This is a genomic window from Streptomyces gilvosporeus, from assembly GCF_002082195.1.
In the GTDB taxonomy this organism is placed as follows: domain Bacteria; phylum Actinomycetota; class Actinomycetes; order Streptomycetales; family Streptomycetaceae; genus Streptomyces; species Streptomyces gilvosporeus.
In genome coordinates, this window is the sequence record NZ_CP020569.1 from 3293807 (window position 1) to 3311976 (window position 18170).

At 70.2% G+C, this 18170-nt stretch carries 17 protein-coding genes; 12 read left to right on the plus strand and 5 right to left on the minus strand.

Annotated elements, in window-relative coordinates; genetic code table 11:
• Positions 1–4 precede the first annotated feature (4 nt).
• The gene (locus tag B1H19_RS14565) at positions 5–478 is read left to right on the plus strand and encodes a hypothetical protein (protein WP_083105156.1); all 474 of its coding nucleotides are present in this window, start codon (positions 5–7) and stop codon (positions 476–478) included.
• A gap of 34 nt (positions 479–512) precedes the next feature.
• Here the strand turns inward: B1H19_RS14565 and B1H19_RS14570 are convergent, their stop codons facing one another.
• The gene (locus tag B1H19_RS14570; RefSeq protein WP_083105157.1) at positions 513–1895 is read right to left on the minus strand and encodes a glycine--tRNA ligase; all 1383 of its coding nucleotides are present in this window, start codon (positions 1893–1895) and stop codon (positions 513–515) included.
• Between the two features lie 211 nt (positions 1896–2106).
• Here B1H19_RS14570 and B1H19_RS14575 point away from each other — a divergent pair, with 211 nt between their 5' ends.
• The 4 genes from B1H19_RS14575 to B1H19_RS14590 all read left to right on the plus strand — a co-directional run bounded on the left by B1H19_RS14575 (position 2107) and on the right by B1H19_RS14590 (position 5379).
• Positions 2107–3078 (plus strand): metal ABC transporter substrate-binding protein, encoded by a 972-nt coding sequence (locus B1H19_RS14575; protein WP_083105158.1) that lies wholly within the window; start codon positions 2107–2109, stop codon positions 3076–3078.
• Positions 3079–3122: 44 nt separating this feature from the next.
• On the plus strand, positions 3123–3926 hold the full coding sequence (locus tag B1H19_RS14580) for a metal ABC transporter ATP-binding protein (RefSeq protein WP_083105159.1): 804 nt from the start codon (positions 3123–3125) through the stop codon (positions 3924–3926).
• Between the two features lie 33 nt (positions 3927–3959).
• Positions 3960–4832: a metal ABC transporter permease gene (locus B1H19_RS14585; RefSeq protein ID WP_083109643.1), complete on the plus strand. Its 873-nt coding sequence runs from the start codon at positions 3960–3962 to the stop codon at positions 4830–4832.
• A gap of 115 nt (positions 4833–4947) precedes the next feature.
• Positions 4948–5379, plus strand: a complete 432-nt coding sequence (locus B1H19_RS14590; protein ID WP_083105160.1) for a Fur family transcriptional regulator — start codon at positions 4948–4950, stop codon at positions 5377–5379.
• A gap of 59 nt (positions 5380–5438) precedes the next feature.
• Here B1H19_RS14590 and B1H19_RS14595 read toward each other — a convergent pair whose 3' ends face one another.
• A complete protein-coding gene (locus B1H19_RS14595) occupies positions 5439–6257 on the minus strand; it encodes an isoprenyl transferase (protein ID WP_083105161.1) in 819 nt (272 codons plus the stop codon).
• A gap of 44 nt (positions 6258–6301) precedes the next feature.
• Entirely contained in the window at positions 6302–7048 is a 747-nt protein-coding gene (recO, locus tag B1H19_RS14600; RefSeq protein WP_044363845.1) for a DNA repair protein RecO, read from the minus strand.
• A gap of 597 nt (positions 7049–7645) precedes the next feature.
• Between recO and B1H19_RS14605 the strand changes: the two genes are divergently transcribed.
• The 6 genes from B1H19_RS14605 to B1H19_RS14630 all read left to right on the plus strand — a co-directional run bounded on the left by B1H19_RS14605 (position 7646) and on the right by B1H19_RS14630 (position 13791).
• Complete coding sequence (locus tag B1H19_RS14605) at positions 7646–9334, plus strand: ATP-binding protein (protein ID WP_237289307.1); 1689 nt, start codon at positions 7646–7648, stop codon at positions 9332–9334.
• The gene (locus B1H19_RS14610; protein ID WP_083105162.1) at positions 9334–9768 is read left to right on the plus strand and encodes a roadblock/LC7 domain-containing protein; all 435 of its coding nucleotides are present in this window, start codon (positions 9334–9336) and stop codon (positions 9766–9768) included. Before B1H19_RS14605 ends, B1H19_RS14610 begins: the two co-directional genes overlap by 1 nt.
• Complete coding sequence (locus B1H19_RS14615; protein ID WP_083105163.1) at positions 9765–10124, plus strand: DUF742 domain-containing protein; 360 nt, start codon at positions 9765–9767, stop codon at positions 10122–10124. Before B1H19_RS14610 ends, B1H19_RS14615 begins: the two co-directional genes overlap by 4 nt.
• A 10-nt stretch (positions 10125–10134) precedes the next feature.
• Positions 10135–10707 carry a GTP-binding protein gene (locus tag B1H19_RS14620; protein WP_083105164.1) on the plus strand — a complete coding sequence of 191 codons (573 nt, stop codon included), beginning with the start codon at positions 10135–10137 and terminating at the stop codon, positions 10705–10707.
• 508 nt (positions 10708–11215) lie between these two features.
• Positions 11216–12625: a cytochrome P450 gene (locus B1H19_RS14625; RefSeq protein WP_107425985.1), complete on the plus strand. Its 1410-nt coding sequence runs from the start codon at positions 11216–11218 to the stop codon at positions 12623–12625.
• Entirely contained in the window at positions 12550–13791 is a 1242-nt protein-coding gene (locus B1H19_RS14630; RefSeq protein WP_083105165.1) for a cytochrome P450 family protein, read from the plus strand. Before B1H19_RS14625 ends, B1H19_RS14630 begins: the two co-directional genes overlap by 76 nt.
• Positions 13792–13961: 170 nt before the next feature.
• Here the strand turns inward: B1H19_RS14630 and B1H19_RS14635 are convergent, their stop codons facing one another.
• Together B1H19_RS14635 and leuA are read right to left on the minus strand one after the other, a co-directional pair.
• The gene (locus tag B1H19_RS14635; RefSeq protein ID WP_083105166.1) at positions 13962–14669 is read right to left on the minus strand and encodes a TerB family tellurite resistance protein; all 708 of its coding nucleotides are present in this window, start codon (positions 14667–14669) and stop codon (positions 13962–13964) included.
• A gap of 307 nt (positions 14670–14976) precedes the next feature.
• On the minus strand, positions 14977–16755 hold the full coding sequence (gene leuA / locus B1H19_RS14640; RefSeq protein ID WP_107425987.1) for a 2-isopropylmalate synthase: 1779 nt from the start codon (positions 16753–16755) through the stop codon (positions 14977–14979).
• A 314-nt stretch (positions 16756–17069) separates the two neighbouring features.
• Here leuA and B1H19_RS14645 point away from each other — a divergent pair, with 314 nt between their 5' ends.
• Positions 17070–18149: a M4 family metallopeptidase gene (locus tag B1H19_RS14645; protein WP_083105168.1), complete on the plus strand. Its 1080-nt coding sequence runs from the start codon at positions 17070–17072 to the stop codon at positions 18147–18149.
• Positions 18150–18170: the final 21 nt, after the last annotated feature.

Below are 18170 nucleotides of genomic sequence, written 5' to 3' on the forward strand. Positions count from 1 at the left end.
CGCCATGGCCCTCATCGCCTTCAACCCGCCCGTCAGCAACGGCGGTTGCGGAACGACGGGCGCCGCCCACGGGAACGTGTCCCACGGCCGCGCCCCTCGCCGGCAGGGCCGCATCCTGGTGGGCGCGGGCCTGGCCCTGCTCCCCTGGCTCGGCTACCTCGCGGGCACCCTGCCGCCGGCCGAGGCGGCAGCCTGGGTCACCCTCGACGCCCTGGAGGTTGTCTGCCTGCTGGCCGCCGGCACCCGCCTGCTGCGCGCCGACCCCCGCCATCGCGCCCCCGCGGCCGCCGCGGCCGTCCTCCTCGTGGCCGACGCCTGCATCGACCTGGCCACGGCCGCCCCCGGCATGGAACGGGCCCTCGCGACCGCCATGGCCGTGGGCGCCGAACTGCCCCTCGCGGCCCTGTGCGGTGTGCTCGCCGCACGGGCCGGGGCGGGGTCCACCGCCGCCAACGGCAAGGTGCCGGGCCCCCGTTGAGGGACCCGGCACCGGTGACTGCGCGGCTGGGCGATCAGCAGCCCAGCAGACGCCCCGCCAGGTAGGACTGGATCTGGTCCAGGCTCACCCGCTCCTGCTTCATCGTGTCGCGCTCGCGCACCGTGACGGCGTTGTCGTCGAGGGTGTCGAAGTCGACCGTGACGCAGAACGGCGTGCCGATCTCGTCCTGGCGGCGGTAGCGGCGGCCGATGGCGCCCGCGTCGTCGAACTCGATGTTCCAGTTCTTGCGCAGGTCGGCGGCGAGCCCCTTGGCCTTCGGGGAGAGCTGCGGGTTGCGCGACAGCGGCAGGACCGCGACCTTGACCGGCGCCAGGCGCGGGTCGAGGCGCATGACCGTGCGCTTCTCCATCTTGCCCTTGGCGTTGGGGGCCTCGTCCTCGATGTACGCGTCGAGCATGAAGGCGAGCATCGCGCGGTTCACACCGGCCGCCGGCTCGATGACGTACGGAGTCCAGCGCTCGCCGGCCTCCTGGTCGAAGTAGGAGAGGTCCTGGCCGGAGGCCTTGGAGTGGGCGGAGAGGTCGAAGTCCGTCCGGTTGGCCACACCCTCCAACTCGGAGAACTCGGTGCCGCCGAAGTTGAAGCGGTACTCGATGTCAGCGGTGCGCTTGGAGTAGTGGGAGAGCTTCTCCTTCGGGTGCTCGTACCACCGGATGTTCTCCTCGCGGATGCCGAGGTCGCGGTACCAGCTCCACCGCTGCTCCATCCAGTATTCCTGCCACTGCTCGTCCTCGCCCGGCTTGACGAAGAACTCCATCTCCATCTGCTCGAACTCGCGGGTGCGGAAGATGAAGTTGCCCGGCGTGATCTCGTTGCGGAACGACTTGCCCATCTGGGCGATGCCGAACGGGGGCTTCTTGCGGGAGGTCTGCTGGACCTGCATGAAGTTGGTGAAGATGCCCTGCGCGGTCTCGGGGCGCAGGTAGGCGATCGAGGCGGTGTCCTGCGAGGGGCCGAGGTGGGTGGAGAGCAGGCCGGAGAACTGCTTCGGCTCGGTGAAGCCGCCCTTGTTGCCGCAGTGCGGGCAGTTGACGTCGGCGAGGCCGTTCTCGGGGAGCTTGCCGTGCTTGGCCTCGTACGCCTCCTCCAGGTGGTCGGCGCGGAAGCGCTTGTGGCAGGAGGTGCACTCGGTGAGCGGGTCCGTGAAGGTGGCGACGTGGCCGGACGCCTGCCATACCTCGGGGGCCAGGATCACCGACGAGTCGATGCCGACGACGTCCTCGCGCGAGGTGACCATGGCGCGCCACCACTGGCGCTTGATGTTCTCCTTGAGCTCGACGCCCAGCGGACCGTAGTCCCAGGCAGCGCGGGAGCCACCGTAGATCTCACTGCAGGGGTAGACGAAGCCACGGCGCTTGCTCAGGCTGACGATGGTATCGATCTTGTCGGCGGCCACGGTGCTCTCTTCATTACGACGACGAACGATGAATAGGGCGGCGCCCAGCGCCTCCGTAGGGGGTGGGGTCGGGAGGCGGGCGGGCGAATGGTTCAGGGTACCGGCGGCCGTACCCCCTGGATCAAATCGGTTCCGGCCGTCCGCTGTCGCCCCGCTCACACCCGGGCACACCATATTGACAATCATTTCCAGCTTGTTGAAAATGACTGTCATGAACATACGTCGTTCCCTGTCCACCGCGGTCATCGCCGGAGCCTCGGTGGCCGGTCTGCTGACCCTCTCCGCCTGTTCCCCCGCCGGTGGCGCGCGTACGGCGGACGGCAGGCTGCGGGTGACGGCGTCCTTCTACCCGATGCAGTTCCTCGCCGAGCAGATCGGCGGCAAGCACGTCGAGGTGTCCAACCTCACCAGGCCCGGTGTCGAGCCGCACGACCTGGAGCTCACACCCCGGCAGACCGGCCAGCTCGACGAGTCCGGCGCGATCGTCTACCTCAAGGGGCTCCAGCCCGCCGTGGACACGGCGATCGCGCAGTCCGGCGTCAAGAACGTCGTCGACGCCGCCTCCCTCACCGGCCTCGAACGGCACGGCAACGAGGTCGACGGCCGCCACCACACCACCGGCGACAACCACTCCGGCCACACCGGCGACGAGGAGAGGGCCGGCAACGACCCGCACATCTGGCTCGACCCGGTGAAGTTCGCCCAGGTCGCCAAGGGCGTGAACGCCACCCTCGGCAAGGCCGACCCGAAGCACAGGGCCGACTACCAGAAGAACACCGACGCCCTGGTGAAGAAGCTGGACGCCCTGGACAAAGACTTCCGGGACGGCCTGAAGCACACGGCCTCCGACACCTTCCTCACCACCCACGCGGCCTTCGGCTACCTCGCCGAGCGCTACGGCCTGACCGAGGAGGCCATCAGCGGCCTCGACCCCGAGTCCGAGCCCAGCGCCGCCCGCATCAAGGATCTGCACACCCTCGCCGCCCGGCACCACGTCTCCACCGTCTTCTTCGAGACGCTCGCCAACCCGGCCACCGCCAAGACCCTGGCGAGCGACATGCATCTGAAGACCGATGTCCTCGACCCGCTCGAGGGGATCACCGGCAAGTCCCGCGGCAAGGACTACTTCGGCGTGATGCGCGCCAACCTCGCCGCCCTCCAGAAGGCGCTGGGCGCCAAATGACGCCCAGCGCACGGCCCACGACGCAGAGCACCACGGAGGTCAGCATGGCGGTCAGCAGGGAAGAGGCCATCCCGCCCCGGGCGGGCGGGCCGGTCATCGGGCTGCGCGCGGCCACCGCCTCGCTGGGCGGCCGCCCCGTCCTGCGCGGCGTCGATCTGACGGTGCGCACCGGCGAGGTGGTGGCCCTGCTCGGCGCCAACGGCTCCGGCAAGTCCACCGCCGTCCGCTCCGTCATCGGCCAGGTCCCGCTCACCGGCGGCGAACTGTCCCTCTTCGGTACGGAATTCCGCCGGTTCCGCGACTGGGCCCGGATCGGCTACGTCCCCCAGCGCACCACCGCCTCCAGCGGCGTGCCCGCCACCGTCCGCGAGGTCGTCACCGCCGGCCGGCTGGCCCGTACGAAGCTGGGCATCCTGCGCCGCGCCGACCGGGACGCCGTCCACCGTGCGCTGGAGCTGGTGGGCATGGCGGACCGCGCCAAGGACTCCGTCAGCGCGCTCTCCGGCGGCCAGCACCAGCGGGTGCTGATAGCCCGCGCCCTGGCGGGCGAACCGGAACTGCTGATCATGGACGAGCCGATGGCCGGCGTCGACCTCGTCAGCCAGGCGGTCCTCGCGAGCGCCCTGCGCGAACAGGTCGCCCGCGGCGCCACCGTCCTGCTCGTCCTGCACGAGCTGGGCCCGCTGGAGCCGCTGATCGACCGCGCCGTGGTGCTGCGCGACGGCTGCGTCGTGCACGACGGCCCGCCCCCCGAGGCCGTGGGACAGCACGCCCTGCCCGGCCACGACCATGTCCACCCGCACGCCGATGCCGCCGCGGAGCCGCTCCGCACCGGCCTGCTCAGCTAGGGGCCCACCGTGGAAATCCTCGACTACGCCTTCATGCAGCGGGCCCTGCTCGCCGCCCTGATCGTCGGCATCACCGCCCCGGCCATCGGCATCTACCTCGTCCAGCGCCGCCAGGCCCTGATGGGCGACGGCATCGGCCATGTCGCCCTCACCGGTGTCGGCCTGGGCTTCCTGCTCAACACCAGCCCGGTCTGGGTCGCCACCGCCGTCGCCGTCGCCGGCTCCGTCGTCATGGAGCTGATCCGCTGGTACGGCAGGACCCGCGGCGATCTCGCCCTGGCCATGCTGTTCTACGGCGGTATGGCGGGCGGTGTGATGCTGATGAACCTCTCCGACGCGGGCTCCAACGCCAACCTCAGCAGCTATCTCTTCGGCTCGATCACCACCGTCTCCCCCCAGGACATGACCGCCATCTGCGTCCTGGCCGCGCTGGTCCTGGCGATCACCGTCGGGCTGCGCCGCCAACTGTTCGCGGTCTGCCAGGACGAGGAGTTCGCCCGGGTGACGGGGCTGCCGGTACGGCTGCTGAACCTCCTGGTCGCGGTCACCGCCGCGGTCACCGTCACCGTCGCCATGCGCGTGGTCGGCCTGCTGCTGGTCAGCGCCCTGATGGTGATCCCGGTCGCGGCCGCCCAGCAGATCAGCCGCAGCTTCGCGATGACCTTCGCGGTGGCCCTCGCCCTCGGTGTGACGGTCACCCTCACCGGCACCGCCACCTCGTACTACGCCGATGTCCCCTCCGGCGCGACCATCGTCCTCTTCGCCATCGGCCTGTTCGTGGTGTTCACCGCCCTCGCCGCTCCGCTGGCGAAAAAACGCGCCAGGGCTGCCGCGGCGACGGGTGCGGGGTGCACCCTGGAGGTACCCGGCAGCCGGACGGCCGACGATGTGAGCGTGGCCGGTTAGCTACCGGCCACGTGTCGGCGGCTTCCCTGGAGCCCGCTCGCCACCTGGCACAATGGCGGAACGCAGCGCGGGGGAAGCGCAGCGGGGGAAATCCTGACGTCCTAGGGAGGCAACGGTGGCGACGAGCGCGGGATCTCCGGTACGCGGCCGGTCGACGCGGCAGCGCACCGCGGTGTCGGCCGCACTCGACGAGGTCGACGAGTTCCGCAGCGCGCAGGAACTCCACGACATGCTCAAGCACCGGGGCGATTCGGTGGGGCTGACCACCGTCTACCGGACGCTCCAGTCGCTCGCCGACGCGGGCGAGGTGGACGTGCTGCGCACCAGCGACGGCGAGGCCGTCTACCGCCGGTGCAGCACCGACGACCACCATCACCACCTGGTGTGCCGGACCTGCGGCAAGGCCGTCGAGGTCGAGGGCCCCGCGGTCGAGAAGTGGGCCGACCAGATCGCCGCGGAGCACGGCTTCCGCGATGTCGGGCACACGATCGAGATCTTCGGCACGTGCGGGGAGTGCGCGGAGAAGAAGGCCAAGGCCGCGGAATAGCGGCAGGGCGTACGCCTCAGGGGCCGTCTCCCGACTCGGGAGGCGGCCCCTTGGCACGGCTAGACCGCGGATTCGCCCTCGTCCAGCTGCGCCCCGCCGAACCGGCGGTCCCGCTTCGCGTACTCCAGGCACGCCTCCCACAGGTTCCGCCGGTCGAAGTCCGGCCACAGAATGTCCTGGAAGACCATCTCGGCGTACGCGCTCTGCCAGATCAGGTAATTCGACGTCCGCTGCTCGCCCGACGGCCGGACGAAGAGGTCCACATCCGGCATGTCCGGGTAGTACATGTACTTGGCAACGGTCTTCTCGTTCACCTTCGACGGGTCCAGCTTCCCGGCCCGCACATCCGCCGCAATCGCCGCCGCCGCATCCGCGATCTCCGCGCGCCCGCCGTAGTTCACGCAGAAATACAGCGTCATCGCGTCGTTGTTCTTGGTCTGCTCCTGGGCGACCTGGAGTTCCTGGACGACGGACTTCCACAGCTTCGGCATCCGCCCGACCCAGCGGATGCGGATACCCAGCGCATCCATCTCGTCACGGCGACGGCGGATGACGTCCCGGTTGAAGTTCATCAGGAAGCGGACCTCGTCCGGCGACCGCTTCCAGTTCTCCGTGGAGAACGCGTAGAGCGAAAGGTTCTTCACGCCCATTTCGATGCAGCCCTTGAGGACATCGAGGACGACGCCCTCGCCGACCTTGTGCCCCTCGGTCCGCGGCAGGCCGCGCTCCTTGGCCCAGCGGCCGTTGCCGTCCATCACGATCGCCACATGGTTCGGGACGAGCTCGCCGGGAATCTTCGGCGGACGCGCACCGGACGGGTGCGGCTCGGGCGTCTCGTACTCGCGTCGCTTACGCCCCAGAATTCCGCGTACTGCCATGCGCCCCACGTCTCCTCTGCCGAACTGCTTGCTTGCTTCTGCTCTTACTGCTCTACGTACCGGAGGGAGCGCAGACCCCGCTCCAGGTGCCACTGCAAATACGCCGCGACCAGCCCGCTGCCTTCCCGGACGTGCCGCGCCTCACAGGCATCGGCCGTCTCCCAGTCACCGGTCAGCAGCGCGCCCAGGAGGCCGATGGCCTCCGAGGAGGGTACGACGCTGCCCGGCACCCGGCAGTCGCCGCAGATCACACCGCCGGACGCGACCGAGAAGAACCGGTTCGGGCCGGGCATTCCGCAGCGCGCACAGCTGTCGAAACTTGGCGCATAACCGTTCACGGCGAGGGACCGCAGCAGGAAGGCGTCCAGCACGAGGTGCGGCGCGTGCTCACCGCGCGAGAGCGTGCGCAGCGCGCCCACCAGCAGCAGATACTGCTGCACGGCCGGCTCGCCCTCGTGATCGGTGAACCGCTCCGCCGTCTCCAGCATCGCCGTTCCGGCGGTGTAGCGGGCGTAGTCCGTCACGATCCCGCCGCCGTACGCCGCGATCGTCTCGCTCTGCGTGCACAGGGGCAGCCCGCGCCCGATCAGCTCGCCGCCCCGCGCGAAGAACTGCACATCCACATGCGAGAACGGCTCCAGCCGCGCCCCGAACTTCGACTTCGTCCGCCGCACGCCCCGGGCCACGGCCCGCACCCGCCCGTTCCCCCGGGTGAGCAGCGTGATGATCCGGTCCGCCTCACCCAGCTTCTGGGTGCGCAGCACGATGCCGTCGTCGCGGAACAGACTCATGCGCTCATTCTCGCGCATGGGCGCGGGCGGGCCTGCACCGGTGGGATTTCGCCGACTTTCACTGTTCGTAGCTTCTCGGTGACTGGTTGGCGCCGGCCTGCGTCGACGGACGGCGGCCGGCTCGATCCGGGTCGGGCAGGGGAGCGGGCGTCCGCCTCCGGCTCCCGCATCGCCCGTTTCGAAGCCGGGACGGGCGCGATCCACGCCCTTCATGGGCCGAATACCGACGCTCATGGAGTGCAGGGACGCCCCGCCAACGGGCTATACGGAAGAGGCATATTCGGGGAACGGACCGGCCCCGGCCATCCCGGCCCACGGGTGGGGCCTGGTTCGTCGCGGCCGTCAAGTCCGGTGCGCTGCACAGTAGTTGACGAACCGGCCGAAAGCGCACACCGGTCCCGCCGTCCGCATCGGACTGCGGGGCAGAAACGTATCCCCGTCCACCCACACATGGCGGAACACGACCTTCCGGAATTTCTCACGCAGGCCATGGTGAGGGCCTCACAGGACGTCAGGACCCCGGTAGCATCGCGTGATGATCGGCGAACACATTGCTGTGGACCGCCGGCCGTCACCTTCCCCCACCCGAGGATCCCGATGACATCCATACCCGAGGCGCTGTTGTGGTGCCTCAGCGCTGGAACGGCCGCCGCCGTCGTACTCGCGGCGATTGTGGCCCGCGCGAGGATGCACAGCGCCGCCTTGAAGCAACGTCTCAGCACCGCTGAGGAGCAGAACTCCGCTTCGTTGCACGCCAATACGGAGCTGACGGCCCGGCTGCGGGCGACCGAGGCCGAGATCCGGCATCTGGCGGGGGCCCGACTTCCCGACCTCACCCTGGCGCTGGCGCATCCGCATGTGCCCGTACGGGGACTGCTGGACACCCGGTTCGCCGGGTCGGAGACCGATCAGGCACTGAGCGCGGTGCTGGAGCAGATCGCCGAGGCCGTGACGAAGGAGCGCGAGCGGGTCGACGCCGCCGCCCAGTCCACGCTGCGGGGCGCCACCACCACCATCCAGGCGCTGCTCTACCAGCTCCAGACCCAGCTCCAGGGCATGCAGCACCGCTACGACGACCCGAACGTCGCCCAGGACCTGCTCTCCGCCGACTTCCTCAACGAGCAGGCGCTGCGGCGCATTCAGGCCACCGGTGTGGTGTGCGGCGCCTGGCCCGGCCTGACCCGCGAGGACTCGTACCTGGCCGAACTGGTCGTCGGCGCCACCTCCCGGCTGCGCGGCTACGAGCGCGTCCAGATCACCAACCAGCTGCGCGACCCGATCGCCGTGGTCGCCCGTGCCGTCGAGCCGGTCGCGATCACCGTCACCGAGCTGCTCGCCAACGCCCTGCACCACTCGCACCAGGAACTGCCCGTCAGCGTCACCCTCCAGCAGGGCAACCGCGGCGCCTCCGTCATCATCGACGACTACGGCGTCGGGATGCACGAGGAGGAGCTGGCGCACGCCGCGAAGCTGCTGTCCGGTGACGAGCAGCTGCTGCTCACCCAGCTCGGCGACCCGCCGCGTTCCGGGTTCGCGGCGGCCGGCCAGCTGGTGCGGCAGTACGGCTACCGGGTGCACATCGAGTCGTCCCCCTACGGAGGTGTCCGCGCGATCGTGTACATCCCCGGCGACCCCCTGCTGACCGTCCTCGACGAGAGCCACCAGCCGATGTCCGTGATGGCGCCGACCCCGCACCGGTCCCCCGCGGTGGACCGGGGCACGCTGCCGACCCGCAACCCGGGGCACGCCGCGGCGCAGCCCCCGGCTCCCGCGCCCTCGCCCGTCACCGCACCGGCGCCCGACCCGGCGGAGCTGCTGGGCGGCGGGACGTACGGCGCCGCCGCCCATGACGCCGGTTCGGCCCCGGCCGCCGGCGGTTCGGAGCTCGGTGGCGGCCCGGACCTCGGCGCCGGTTTCGACGCCGTCCGTACCGGGTTCGACGCCGTGGATGCCGCATTCGACTCCGCCCGCACCGGGTTCGATTCCGCCGGTGCCGGATTCGACTCCGCGGCCGGTTCGGCCTCGGGAGCCGCCGGTTCGGCCTCGGGATTCGGTGACGGCCCCGGCGCCGATGCCGCCGCCGGTGGTGGTGAGCCCGAACTTCCCCGCCGGCGCCGCCGTCAGCCGATGTCCGAGCTCGACCAGAACACCCCGCGCACCGCGCCGCAGCGCACCCCGGAGGAGACCGCCTCCCGCTGGGCCGCACTCCAGCAGGGCACCGAATCCGGCCGCGCCGCCGCGCAGCAGTCACAGCCCCCTCGCAGTACCGAAGGGAACCCCCAGTAATGAACACCCCCGCACCCGCTCGCCGCCGTAGCATCGAGGACAAGTCCTGGGTGCTGGCGCCTCTACTGGAGCTGCCGCATGTTATCCACGCAGCCGTCATCTCCGGCGACGGCTTCATCGAGGGCTCCTCGCCAGGGCTCCAGCGGGACGCCGCCGAAGGTGTGGCGGCCATGATGTCCGCGCTCCAGGGCGCCGGCCGGGCGGTCACCGCGGCCTTCACCGAGCAGCAGGACGCCCGGCTGCGGCAGACCGTGATCGAGTCGGAGGAGGGCTGGGTCTTCGCGATTCCCGCCGGTGAGAACACCTGCCTGGCCGTCTTCGCCGCGCCGGAGGTCAACATGGGCGTCGTCGCACACCATATGCAGGTCCAGGTGTCGACCCTCGGCGCCAAGGTCATGAACAGCCCGGCCCGGGACCTAGGCAACTCCGCATGACGCCCCGCCAGAGCAACAGGCGCCTGGTGCCGGCCTATCTGGCCACCGGCGGTCGTGCGCGCCCCAGCCGCAACACCCTCGACCGGCTCTCCCTGCTGCACAGCGCGGGGATGCCGATCACCAGCGAGGTGCGCCCCGAAGAACGGCGCATCCTGGAGCTGTTGCAGCCCGGGGCCCTGTCTCTGGCGGAGGTCGCCGCCCATCTCAAGCTGCCCGTCAGCGTGGTGAAGGTGCTGGTGGCCGATCTCGTCGATGCCGGGCGGCTCTTCGCCCGTGTCCCTATTCCCGAAGCCGAGCAATTCGACCGGCAGATCCTGGAGAGGGTTCTCGATGGACTCCGCTCTCTCAAGTCCTAGCACCGGCGGCATGTACCTCTCCGGTGCCGACCAGACACTGGTCAAACTCCTGGTCGCGGGGCCGTTCGGGGTCGGCAAGACCACGCTGATCCGTACGCTGTCCGAAACCCCGCCGCTGCACACCGAAGAGGTCATGACGCAGACCGGCGCGGTGGTCGACGACCTCGCCGGAGTACGGGACAAGACCACCACCACCGTCGCGATCGACTTCGGGCGGCTGACGCTGCCGGGCGATCTGGTGCTGTATCTCTTCGGCACGCCGGGGCAGAAGCGTTTCCGCCCGCTGTGGGCGGACATCGCGCGGGGTGCGCTGGGCGCCCTCGTCCTCGCCGACACCCGCCGCCTGTCGGACTCCTTCGAGGTGATGGACATCATCGAGGAGGCCGGCCTGCGGTATGCGGTGGCGGTCAACGCCTTCCCCGACGCCCCGACGTACGACACCGACAAACTCCGCGAGGCGCTCGACCTCCACCCGGACACCCCCCTCGTCCTCTGCGACGCCCGCGACCGCGACCAGTCCGTCGACGCCCTGATCTCCCTGGTCTCGCACGTGCTGGCGCATACACCGCAGCAGGGGCCTTAAGGGCACGACGGCCCGGCAGGGTCTGTGGGCCGGGCCGGCGTGCGTGGGGCCAACCTTCGTGGGGCCGGCCTTCGTGGGGAGCCGTGTCCGTACGAGCTCGTACGGACGCATGGGCTCGAATTCGGCGCAGATCTTGTGCGTGCGCATGTGCTCGTACGGGCACAGGTCCCCTCGGGGGGCAGGTCTCGTACGCGCACAGGCCCCATCGAGGGTAGGACGCGTAGGGGCACAAGCCCGTACGGACGCATGGGCTCGCAGGCACGCAGGGGGCGGGGTGGGGACGGGGGCCGGAACCGGTGCGGCGCAGCGCGGCCGCGTCACCCGCGACGGCCCGCAACGACCGGGTCACCCCCGGGCAGGCCCTGCCGGTCCCGGTCGTTCTCTGCCTCCCCTCCCCCGCCCCGAACGCCCACCAGCGCCCACCGCCCGCCTCGACCCCGACAACGCACCCCTGACTCGTCTTCGACCCTCGTCCTCGTCCGCCTCTCACCCCGTCCCAGGAGAATTCGTGACCACCCCGCACCCTTCCGGTGCCACCCCGCCGCCGGGCTGCCCGGCGCACGTCCACGGTGGCCTCGACGACGGGCCCGACAACGGCGGCCCGTCGCAGCGTGCGCACCCGCTCGACCGGCCCGACCCCTCCGCTCTGCTCAAGCTGCACGGACCGGAGTTCGCCGCCGACCCGAACCGCTACTACGACTACCTGCGTCAGTACGGTGCGCTCGCACCGGTCGAGATCGCCCCGGACGTGACGGCCATGCTCGTCACCGACTACCGGGCCGCCCTCGACCTGCTCAACGACACCGCCACCTGGTCGAAGGACTCCCGCGAGTGGCAGAAGACCATCGCGCCCGACTCCCAGGTCATCCCGATGCTGGGCTACCGGCCCAACGCCCTGTTCAACGACGGCGAAACACACCGGCGCTACCGGCAGGTCATCTCCGACAGCTTCCAGCTCGTCGAACCGCACATCCTGCGCGCCAAGGTCCAGCACGCGGCGGACACCCTCATCCAGGCATTCGGCGCCAACGGTGAGGTCGACCTCGTCGGCGAGTACGCCCAGCTGCTGCCGCTGATGGTGTTCAACGACCTCTTCGGGATGCCGGACTCCTACGGCGAGCGGCTGATATCGGCCATCGGCGGACTGATGGACGCCGCCTCGCCCGAGGAGGCCAACGCCGCCGACGCGGCGTTCACCAGCTACATCATGGAACTGATCGGGGCGAAGAAGGCCCGCCGCGGACCGGACCTCACCTCCTGGTTCATGGACCACCCCAACGGGCTGTCCGACGAGGAGGTGATCCCGCAGATCGTGGTGACGATGGCGGCGGGCAACGAACCGCTGGCCAACCTCATAGGCAACGCGCTCTCGCGGATGTTGTCCGACGACCGTTACTACAGCACCCTCTCCGGCGGCGCCCTCACGGCACGGGACGCCATCAACGAGGTGTTGTGGAACGACCCGCCGATGCACAACTACTCGGCCCACTACCCGCGCCGCGATGTCTTCTTCCACGGCACCTGGGTGCGCCAGGGACAGCTGGTCCTGGTGTCCTACGCGGCCGCCAACAGCCAGTTCGGCGAGACGACGCTCGACCAGACCCGTACGGGCGGCGGCTCCCATCTGGCCTGGGCGTCCGGACCGCATGCCTGCCCCGTCCAGCGACATGCACTGGTGATCGCCATGACCGCGATCGAGCGGCTCACCGCATGGCTATCGGACATCGAACTCGCGGTGGAACCCCATCAGTTGGAGTGGCGCCCCGGCGCCTTCCAGCGAGCCCTCGCAGCTCTTCCGGCCCGTTTCACCCCCATCACCCCCGATCAGGCAGGAGCTACCCCATGGGACAGCAGCCCGTCGTCATCGACCCGACCGGAGCCGATATCCACGGAGAGGCGACCCGCCTCCGCGACCTAGGCCCCGCGGTCCTCATAGAAATACCCGCCGGCGTCCATGCCTGGGCCATCACCCATCACTCCCTCCTCAAGGACCTTCTGACCGACCCACGCGTCTCCAAGGACCCGCGCCAGCACTGGCCCGCCTGGCAGCGCGGCGAATACCACGACAGCTGGCTCCAGACCTGGGTCGGCGTTACCAACATGTTCACCGCCTACGGCGCCGATCACCGCCGGCTGCGCAAGCTGATCGCCCCGGCGTTCACCGTGCGCCGCACCGATGCGATGCTGCCGCGCGTCGAGCGGATCACCGCCGCGCTGCTGGACCGGCTCGCCGCCACCCCGGCCGGTGACGTCGTCGACCTTCGTGGGTCCTTCGCCCACCCCCTTCCCATGCAGGTCATCTGTGAACTGTTCGGCGTACCGGACGGTGAGATGCGGAGCGAGCTGTCCCGCCTCTCCGATGCGATCATGGACCCCACGCTCACCCCCGAAGAGGCCGGTCAGACGGCCGTCGACATCCATACGCTGCTCGGCAAGCTCGTCGCCATCAAGCGCGAGACCCCGGACGACGACCTCACCAGCCTGCTGGTCTCCGCGCGGGACGACGACGGCGAGCGGATGACCGAGCAGGAGCTCGTCGACACCCTGCTGCTGGTCATCGTCGCCGGGCACGAGACGACCGTCGACCTGATCGGCAACGCGGTGCACGCGCTGCTGACGCACCCGGAGCAGCTGGCGCTGGTCCGCAACGGCAAGGCCTCCTGGAACGACGTCATCGAGGAGACCCTGCGCTGGGACCCCAGCATCGCCAATCTCCCGCTGCGCTTCGCCGTCGAGGACATCGAGATCCCGGGCGGCCCGACCATCCGCAAGGGCGACGCGATCATGCCGTCGTATGTGGCCGCCGGACGCGACCCCCAGCAGCATGGCGCCACTGCCGCCGACTTCGACATCCAGCGCCCCGGCCAGGAACACCTCGCCTTCGGCTACGGAGTCCACCGCTGCCTGGGCGCCCCGCTGGCCCGCATGGAGGCCGCGATCGCCCTGCCGGCGATCTTCGACCGCTTCCCGGACCTCGAACTGGCCGTCCCCACCGAGGAGCTGGTCCCCATCGAGGGCTTCATCTCCGGCGGCTACCGGACCCTCCCGGTCAGGCTGACCCCGGTATCGGAGCAGGGCTCGTAGAAGCCGGAACCGGCACCGGAATCCGCCCACTTCGTCCCATCACTTTTCCCCACCTCGTTCCCCCGCGGCACTTTCCTTTGTCATAGGGGAAACACCACGGCCGGCCGCTCGGTTGCATCGAGCGGCCGGCCGCTTGCGGTGAGGGGGCGTACCGCCCGCCCCGCGGCCCGTCACGACGGTGTGCGTGCCGCCGCCAGCAGCCGGTTGACGTCCGCCGGGCGCAGCATCAGCGCGGCGCCGACAGTGGTGAGGACCTCGCGTTCGGCGGGGGTGTAGGAGCCGTCAGCGAGGGCGATCCGCGCGCCCTGGAGAAGGAGGGATTCGCGGCCCACCGGCGCCAGATGGGGCGCCAGTGGCTCCAGGGACTCGTGGAGCTCTATGGCCAGCGCGGTGCCGCACGGGTCGAGGCCGTGGTGGCCGCAGTCGCCGCCGGTCACCGTGTCGTAGGTGCCGGTCAGCCGCCCGGTGTCGGCGGCGAGCGCGGCGAGGAGAGTGAGCAGCTGGTCTTCGGAGCAGTCGGCGAAGCCGGAGGCGCGGACGGTGGTGACGGCGGTGTCGCGGACGGCGCGGGAGGCGGTGCCGCCGGCGGCGAGGAGGGCGAGGGTCATGGTGTGGACGGCGTCCCGGAGCATCGCGGAGAGCCGGACGGTGGTGGGGTGGTCCAGTGCGTCCAGGCCGAAGCGGCCGTGGCAGGCGGAGCACTCCAGGACCGGGCCCGCGGCGCCGCGCGAGAGGAGGGGGATGCCGAGGACGGTGAGCCGGCGGCGGCCGGCGCGGCGGAGGTAGTTGCGGTCCCCGCCGCAGTCGGGACAGAAGAACTCGCCGTCGGCGACGGTACGCCAGGACGTGCGCACGCCCATCACACACATCTTGTGCATCACGTCAGACCTCCGTATGCGCGGCCCCGTCGCCCGTTTGGGACGTGATGTTAGCCACATCGTTGATGCGCCGTCAGCACCCCGTACCGGACAACTGGCCGGATGGCAGGGGCCCGTTCACCGGTGGTTCGCCCGGTCACCGGCGGCAACGCCGTCCGACGCGGACCGCGGTCTTGGCCGGAACGAAGGGGGTCGGGGGCCCGTGCCGGCCCCTCGGACGGGTCCCGGAACCCGGCGGCCGACCATGCACGGCGCCCCTGTCGCCCGGCCGGGCAACAGGGGCGCGCGCTACGCAAACCCGTCCGCGTCAGCGTGCCGAGCGGTTGACCGCCGAGACGACCGCCTTGAGGGAGGCGCGCACGATGTTGGCGTCGATGCCGACGCCCCACAGCACCTTGTCGCCGATCGCGCACTCGATGTATGCGGCGGCCTGGGCGCCGGCGCCCTCGCTCATGGTGTGCTCGACATAGTCCAGCAGGCGTACGTCCACGTCGACGGCGTGCAGCGCATCGAAGAACGCGGCCAGCGGGCCGTTGCCGGAGCCGGTCAGGACGGTGTCCGTACCGTCGACCACGGCCTCGACGGTGAGCGCGTCGGTGCCGTCGCTGGTCGTCGAATTCTGGGCGGAGCGCAGGGAGATACGGCCCCAGGGGTTGTCCGGGGTCGGCAGGTACTCGTCCTGGAAGACGTCCCAGATGTCGGCCGGGGTGACCTCGCCGCCCTCGGAGTCGGTCTTCTCCTGGATGATCCGGGAGAACTCGATCTGCATCCGGCGCGGCAGGTCCAGCTTGTGGTCGTTCTTCAGGACATAGGCGATACCGCCCTTGCCCGACTGCGAGTTGACGCGGATGACGGCCTCGTAGGAGCGGCCGACGTCCTTGGGGTCGATGGGCAGGTACGGCACGGCCCACTCGATCTCGTCGACGGTCTTGCCGACGGACGCCGCCTGGGCCTCCATCGCGTCGAAGCCCTTCTTGATGGCGTCCTGGTGGGAGCCGGAGAAGGCGGTGTAGACCAGATCGCCCGCGTAGGGGTGGCGCGGGTGGATCTCCATCTGGTTGCAGTACTCGGACGTGCGGCGGATCTCGTCGATCTGGGAGAAGTCGATCTGCGGGTCGACGCCCTGGGAGAAGAGGTTCATGCCCAGCGTCACCAGGTCGACGTTGCCGGTGCGCTCGCCCTGGCCGAACAGGCAGCCCTCGATCCGGTCCGCGCCCGCCATGATCGCCAGTTCGGCCGCCGCGACGGCCGTACCGCGGTCGTTGTGCGGGTGGACCGACAGGCAGACGTGCTCGCGGCGCGACAGGTTGCGCGACATCCACTCGAAGCGGTCGGCGTGGGTGGAGGGGGTGGAGCGCTCGACGGTGGCGGGCAGGTTCAGGATGATCTCGCGGCCCTCCTCGGGCTGCCAGACGTCCATCACGCCCTCGCAGACCTCCAGCGCGAAGTCCAGCTCGGTGTCGGTGAAGATCTCCGGGCTGTACTGGTAGCCGAAGGCGGTCTCGTCGCCCAGCAGCTTGTCGGCGTACTCCATCACCAGCCGGGTGCCGTCCACGGCGATCTGCTTGACCTGCTCCTTCGAGCCGCGGAAGACGACCCGGCGGAAGACCGGCGCGGTGGCGTTGTACAGGTGCACGGTGGCGCTGTGGGCGCCGCGCAGCGACTCGACGGTGCGCTCGATCAGCTCTTCGCGGGCCTGGGTCAGGACGGAGATCGTCACGTCCTCGGGGATCGCGCCCTCTTCGATGATGGAGCGGACGAAGTCGAAGTCCGTCTGGCCCGAGGAGGGGAAGCCGACCTCGATCTCCTTGTAGCCCATGCGCACCAGGAGGTCGAACATCTCGCGCTTACGGGCCGGCGACATCGGGTCGATCAGTGCCTGGTTGCCGTCGCGCAGGTCGGTGGACAGCCAGCGGGGCGCGACCGTGATGCGGTTGTCCGGCCAGGTGCGGTCGGGGATCTCGACGGCCTCGTAGCGGCCGTACTTGTGGATCGGCATCCCGGAGGGGCGCTGCCGCTGGGTCGCGGCCGTGATGGGGGTGCGACGGCCGACGGCATGGGCGGCGGGGCTCGACGGATTCGTCATGATGCGTGGGGCTCCTCGTGTGTCCATTGGGCACGGCCGACGGGGCGGTTTTCCGCAACACCGAACTCCGCGGGGAGGGGGTCGGCCTCGACTACAGGCCCTCGCCGCGGCAGCTAAGGAGAAGCAGCCCGAAACGCATGATGTGCGGCAGCGTATCCGAGGATCGCGGTGACCGGTCGGTGCGTATCAGTATGCGGGACCGGATCGACGTAACGGCCGAACTGCGACGAACCACACTTTTTCGGGAATCTCGGCCGCGGGCGGTGACAACCGCGTTACAGGGTGCCACCTTTTTGTTCATGGACTTCACTCACATGGACCGCGACCACCTGGACCACGACCTCACGGGCTGCCCCGGGGCCGGCAGCCGGGTCTTCTGCACCGTCGTCCCGCCGCACATCCTGAGCAATCTGGCCGAACGGCACGAGCATGTGCGCCGCACCCTGGAGCACGACGAGAACCACCGCGCCCGCCGCCTCGACATCGTCAGCCGCGGGCTGACCCCCGGCGAGCCCGGCACCGACGCCGACAAGCCCCACCGCACCATCTACGACGCCGGCCACACGGAGACCCTGCCCGGCACCAAGGTGCACGCGGAGTCCGACGGGCCCTCGCAGGACGTCTCCGTCAACCGCGCGCAGGCCGGTCTGGGGGCCACCTTCGAGCTCTATCTGAAGGTCTACGGCCGCAAGTCCATCGACGGCGCCGGGCTGCCGCTGGACGCCACCGTCCACTACGGCCAGAAGTACGACAACGCCTTCTGGGACGGCGAGCGGATGGTCTTCGGCGACGGGGACAACGACCTGTTCCTGGACTTCACCATCCCGGTCGACGTCATCGGCCACGAGCTGACCCACGGCGTCACCCAGTACAGCGCCAACCTCGACTACCAGGGCCAGTCCGGCGCGCTCAACGAATCCATCTCGGATGTCTTCGGCTCGCTGATCAAGCAGTACGCGCTGGGGCAGAGCGCCGAGGAGGCCGACTGGCTGATCGGCTCCGGGCTGCTGGGCCCGAACGTCACCGGCAAGGCGCTGCGCTCGATGAAGGCGCCGGGGACCGCGTACGACGACGATGTGCTGGGCAAGGACCCGCAGCCCGCGAAGATGAAGGACTACGTCAAGACCACCGACGACAACGGCGGGGTGCACCTCAACTCCGGCATCCCCAACCACGCCTTCTACCTCTACGCCACCGCGCTGGGCGGCAACGCCTGGGAGAAGGCCGGACAGGTCTGGTACGACGTGCTGACCGGCGGCGAGCTCCCCAAGGACGCCCAGTTCGCCGACTTCGCCAAGCTCACCGTGAAGGCGGCCCAGGCCCGCTACGGCGCCGGCGCGGAGCACGACGCCGTGGTCAAGGCGTGGACCGAGGTCGGGGTGACCGCCAAGTAGCCCACCCAGGCTCATCCCGGC

Coding starts and splice junctions, on each gene's coding strand:
- B1H19_RS14565 (WP_083105156.1), top strand. CDS start 5: ATGGCCCTCATCGCCTTCAACCCGCCCGTCAGCAACGGCGGTTGCGGA.
- B1H19_RS14575 (WP_083105158.1), top strand. CDS start 2,107: ATGAACATACGTCGTTCCCTGTCCACCGCGGTCATCGCCGGAGCCTCG.
- B1H19_RS14580 (WP_083105159.1), top strand. CDS start 3,123: ATGGCGGTCAGCAGGGAAGAGGCCATCCCGCCCCGGGCGGGCGGGCCG.
- B1H19_RS14585 (WP_083109643.1), top strand. CDS start 3,960: ATGCAGCGGGCCCTGCTCGCCGCCCTGATCGTCGGCATCACCGCCCCG.
- B1H19_RS14595 (WP_083105161.1), bottom strand. CDS start 6,257: ATGGCAGTACGCGGAATTCTGGGGCGTAAGCGACGCGAGTACGAGACG.
- recO (WP_044363845.1), bottom strand. CDS start 7,048: ATGAGTCTGTTCCGCGACGACGGCATCGTGCTGCGCACCCAGAAGCTG.
- B1H19_RS14605 (WP_237289307.1), top strand. CDS start 7,646: ATGACATCCATACCCGAGGCGCTGTTGTGGTGCCTCAGCGCTGGAACG.
- B1H19_RS14610 (WP_083105162.1), top strand. CDS start 9,334: ATGAACACCCCCGCACCCGCTCGCCGCCGTAGCATCGAGGACAAGTCC.
- B1H19_RS14615 (WP_083105163.1), top strand. CDS start 9,765: ATGACGCCCCGCCAGAGCAACAGGCGCCTGGTGCCGGCCTATCTGGCC.
- B1H19_RS14620 (WP_083105164.1), top strand. CDS start 10,135: ATGTACCTCTCCGGTGCCGACCAGACACTGGTCAAACTCCTGGTCGCG.
- B1H19_RS14630 (WP_083105165.1), top strand. CDS start 12,550: ATGGGACAGCAGCCCGTCGTCATCGACCCGACCGGAGCCGATATCCAC.
- B1H19_RS14635 (WP_083105166.1), bottom strand. CDS start 14,669: ATGCACAAGATGTGTGTGATGGGCGTGCGCACGTCCTGGCGTACCGTC.
- leuA (WP_107425987.1), bottom strand. CDS start 16,755: ATGACGAATCCGTCGAGCCCCGCCGCCCATGCCGTCGGCCGTCGCACC.
- B1H19_RS14645 (WP_083105168.1), top strand. CDS start 17,070: ATGGACCGCGACCACCTGGACCACGACCTCACGGGCTGCCCCGGGGCC.